This is a genomic window from Bradyrhizobium lablabi (assembly GCF_001440475.1).
GTDB classification, from domain to species: domain Bacteria; phylum Pseudomonadota; class Alphaproteobacteria; order Rhizobiales; family Xanthobacteraceae; genus Bradyrhizobium; species Bradyrhizobium lablabi.
In genome coordinates this window covers 143,488-143,745 of record NZ_LLYB01000046.1, presented here as the reverse complement: position 1 = coordinate 143,745, position 258 = coordinate 143,488, and positions in this window count along the sequence as shown.

Genomic DNA, 258 nt, shown 5'->3' with positions numbered 1-258 from the left:
GCGGGTTGCGGTGGACGCGGCAGCGTCGGGCGCGAGACGTGTTCGCAGGGCGGTTATCCGTGAGCGAATACGGCGCGCAGGACGTACGACGCTTAAACGCCTCCGTCAGAACTTCGGCCGGCAAGCACTTGGCTGGTTGATGGCTTTGGCAGGGAAGCTGTGTACGGCAAAACCGTGTGGTCCTGGCGCCCGTGGCTGGCGTCAAGCCGACGGAGGTTTTTTGAAGCCCGACCGGGCCTCGATGAACCGCCAATTCGT